The organism is Streptomyces sp. CC53, from assembly GCF_001865245.1.
Taxonomy (GTDB): domain Bacteria; phylum Actinomycetota; class Actinomycetes; order Streptomycetales; family Streptomycetaceae; genus Streptomyces.
The window spans coordinates 1-3,245 of the sequence record NZ_MKXB01000138.1 but is presented as its reverse complement, the minus strand read 5'-3'; the positions used below and the strand labels follow the sequence as shown (position 1 = coordinate 3,245).

The following is a 3,245-nucleotide window of genomic DNA, read 5'->3' as shown; positions in this document are numbered from 1 at the left end:
GTCGCCCGGGCCGACGGGGAGCACACCCGCCGCGGCTCCCGCCCCGGGCGGCACGGCGCCGGAGCCGCCGGTGCGTGCCGCCGCCGAGCCGGTGCCCGCCCCGCACGCCCGGACGCGCCTGCGGATCGCGGCGACGGGCCGCTGCGTGGAGATTCCCGACGCGGAGCCCGCGTACGGGGTTCAGGCGCGTGAGGCGGCCTGCGACGGCAGCGCCGGACAGCAGTGGGACGTGCTGATGCCGTACGAGGGTGACCGGGGCAGGCTCCAGGTGCGGAACACGGCGACGGGGCTGTGCCTGCGGAACTCCGGTACGACGAAGGACCGGGAGCCGGTCGTCCAGCACCGCTGCGACGCCGGTGACCGGCGCCAGCTCTGGTGGCTCTACACCGAGGACGGCACGGTCGGGAGCCTCTGGGACCAGGACGTGGTGATGATCCTCGGGCTCGCCGACTGGTACGAGGGCGAGAAGGGCCTCCCGCACAGTCCCCGGCTCGCCACGAACCACAACTACTACAACTCGTCGTCCTTCCGCCTGCTCTTCGACGGGGTCCTGTTCGACGGCCGGATGGCGGAGGCTGCCGAGCGGCCGTCCTGACCGAGCGGCCCGGCCCCGCTCCTTGGGTAAAGGATCGGTCAAGTGGCGGGACACCGGGTGCCGTTCCTCCTCTGTCCACGGGACAGCGTCACATCACGAAGGAGAACGATGAAGCCACGCGTCAGGCGCCTCGCCACCGTCGGTGCCGCCCTGGGCCTCGCCACCGGAAGCGCGGCGGCGCCCGCGTGGGCCGATGAGGGTGTCGAGGTGCGCCGGGTCCTCACGGTGATGGTGAACTTCCAGGACAGCCGGCTCGACGACCCCGACGCGCAGCGGGCCCTCGCCGAGAGGACCTACTTCGGCAAGTCCGGTTCCATGTCCGCCTACTACGCACAGGTGTCCCTCGGCAGGGCCCGCTTCGTCCCGGCCACCGACACGCCCGTCCTCGGACCGTTCGACCTCCCGATGAACGGGGCGGGCTGCAAGAATGCCGAGATCCACGACCGCACGGCGGAGGCCCTGAAGGCGCGGGGGATCGGCCCGGACGACTACGAGCACCTCTCGATCGTGTTCCCCGACCAGGTGTCCAAGTGCCCCTGGGCGGGCCTCGGCACCGTCGGCGGCGGCAAGACCTGGATGCCGCACTGGGCGCTGGACACCCCGGACGCCCTGATCCACGAAATCGGGCACAACCTCGGTTTCCCCCACCACGCCCGGCTGCGCTGCACGCCGGGCAAGGGCCTGTCGGCGTGTGCGCAGGACGGGCACAGCGGCAAGACGCCCATGGGCGCGGGCGGCGCCAAGGCCGGGATGACCGCCGCCGAGCTGCTGCACCGGGGGTGGGTGACCGCGGCGGAGCGCGCCACGGTCACCGAGCCGGGCGTCTTCACCCTGCGCACCCTGTACTCCCGCGGGCCGGGGCTGCGGGTGCTGGAGGTGCCGCTCGCGGACGGCGAACGGGCCCTGGTGGAGCTGCGCGGGCCGTCCGGCGCCCTGGACACCGCGGTCGCCGGAGTGCACCTGTACCGCGTCACGGACGGCCGGTACGAGAAGTCGGCCCTGGTCGACTTCACGGAGCAGGACGCGTCGAAGTCCGCGCCGTCCGCGGACGCGCTCCCCGCCGGTGCGGTCGTGCTCGATCCCGGGCGGGGCATCAGCCTCCAGGTGGAGGAGCGGGACGCGACCACCGCGACGGTGACGGTCCGCTTCGCCGGGAAGCCGGAGCCGACCGGGCGCGAGGCGGCCGGCGGCGGCCACGCCCCGGGGACGGCCGCCCCCAGCACGAAGGCGGCCGCCACCGGAGGGGAGCCGACCGCCGGACCGCAGGCCGCCTCCGCCCCGGCGGCGGGCCCCGGCGTCGCCGGGGCCGGGGAGCCGTCGCAGCCGCTGCTCGCCGACAGCGGGGCGGGCGACGGGAAGGGACTGCTGGCCGCCCTGGGCGCCGGTCTGCTCGCGGTGGGCGGCGGCGTCCTCTTCGCCGTCCGGCGGCGGCGCGCAGCGGCCACCGGCGCCGCCGGCACCGGCCGGGGCTGAGTCGGCAGTCGCGTGCCCGGGCCCGCTGGGGACCCGGGCGGGCGCGCGTGGGGCGCGCCCACCGGACCTCCCCCTGCGGGCCGGGGCGGCTGGCGCACACCGGCCGTGGGCGGCGGCGCCTACGGGCCGGTTCCCCGGCTGCCCGGCGCGCCCGTGGGTTCGCCGGGCGGTCGGACCGTGTCGGGACGGTGCGGACGGGTTCCCCGCCCACGGGGTGCACACCGCGCGGACCGGCGGGGTGCGGGCGCGTCCGTGGGGTCCCGCGGCAGCCGGTGGTGCCCGCGCCGGTCGCGGGAGGCGCCGTTACCGGTGATCACCTCCTGCGTGCTGCGGGCACAGGACGAGCCGTACCGGTCGCGGCGGTCGTCCCGGCCGGGCCCGCCGTACCGCGCGCGCCTGCGGTACGGGCCGTTCCGGTCGTACGGGCCGTTCTGGTTGTGCGGGCCGGTTCCGTGGAGGCGGTGCGGCGGCTCGACAGCACCGCGTGCAGGAACCGGACGACGCGCCGCCGGAGCAGGCTGCCGAGGGGCACCGGGCCGTCCATCAGAACACCGCCTCGGCCGCCGTCGGCACCGGCCTGCCGAGCGCCGACACCACGTGGAACGCCAGCGCGTCGAGCCGCCAGCCGTCCGCGGTGCGCAGGGCACGCGCGTCGTAGTAGCCGCTGACCACGTAGGGGTCGTCCTGGTGGTCCGGGCCGCAGCGGCGGTGGCTGGCCACCTGGTGGGCGCGCGCCCTGGCGCGGTCGCCGTCCAGGTCCACGAGCAGGGTGCCGCCGAGGCGCCCGGTGCGGCCCCAGCGGGCCTTCGCCGTCCGCCGGAAGTCCGCGAAGCCGCGGACGCCGCGGTGGGTGCCCGCCGGGACGGCCAGTCGGGCGTCCTCGGTGAAGACGGTGCGGTACCAGTCGTCGTCGTACGCGGGCTCGTCGGCCCGGTCCAGGGCCTCGACGTACCGGTCGAAGAGGTCCTTGATCGCCAGGCGGTCGGCCAGCGCCCCGAGCGGGGCGCCGAGCGGCGCGACCTGGCCGTCGGTCGTGGGTGGTGCCGGCATGGGAGTGCTCCTGGGTCCTTCGTGGGTGCTTGCGGTGAGGGAGGGTGCGCGGGGGTGCGGTCGGCCCGGGGCGCGGGACGCCGAGGGCAACGTCTGGAGCTTCGGGACGTACGCCCCCGGCGCGACG

3 protein-coding genes are annotated in these 3,245 nt (G+C 76.5%); 2 read left to right on the top strand and 1 reads right to left on the bottom strand.

Translation table 11 applies throughout. From position 1 onward, the window contains the following. Positions 1-595, top strand: a 595-nt coding sequence (locus BJP40_RS13095) for an RICIN domain-containing protein (RefSeq protein ID WP_218153206.1), incomplete at its 5' end; no start/stop codon positions are given. A 108-nt stretch (positions 596-703) separates the two neighbouring features. Continuing rightward, the gene (locus BJP40_RS13090; RefSeq protein ID WP_071280517.1) at positions 704-2,068 is read left to right on the top strand and encodes a hypothetical protein; all 1,365 of its coding nucleotides are present in this window, start codon (positions 704-706) and stop codon (positions 2,066-2,068) included. Between the two features lie 543 nt (positions 2,069-2,611). On the opposite strand, the gene BJP40_RS13085 is transcribed toward BJP40_RS13090, so the two are convergent. After that, complete coding sequence (locus tag BJP40_RS13085) at positions 2,612-3,118, bottom strand: nuclear transport factor 2 family protein (protein WP_071274198.1); 507 nt, start codon at positions 3,116-3,118, stop codon at positions 2,612-2,614. Between the last annotated feature and the right edge of the window lie 127 nt (positions 3,119-3,245).

Coding starts and splice junctions, on each gene's coding strand:
- BJP40_RS13090 (WP_071280517.1), top strand. CDS start 704: ATGAAGCCACGCGTCAGGCGCCTCGCCACCGTCGGTGCCGCCCTGGGC.
- BJP40_RS13085 (WP_071274198.1), bottom strand. CDS start 3,118: ATGCCGGCACCACCCACGACCGACGGCCAGGTCGCGCCGCTCGGCGCC.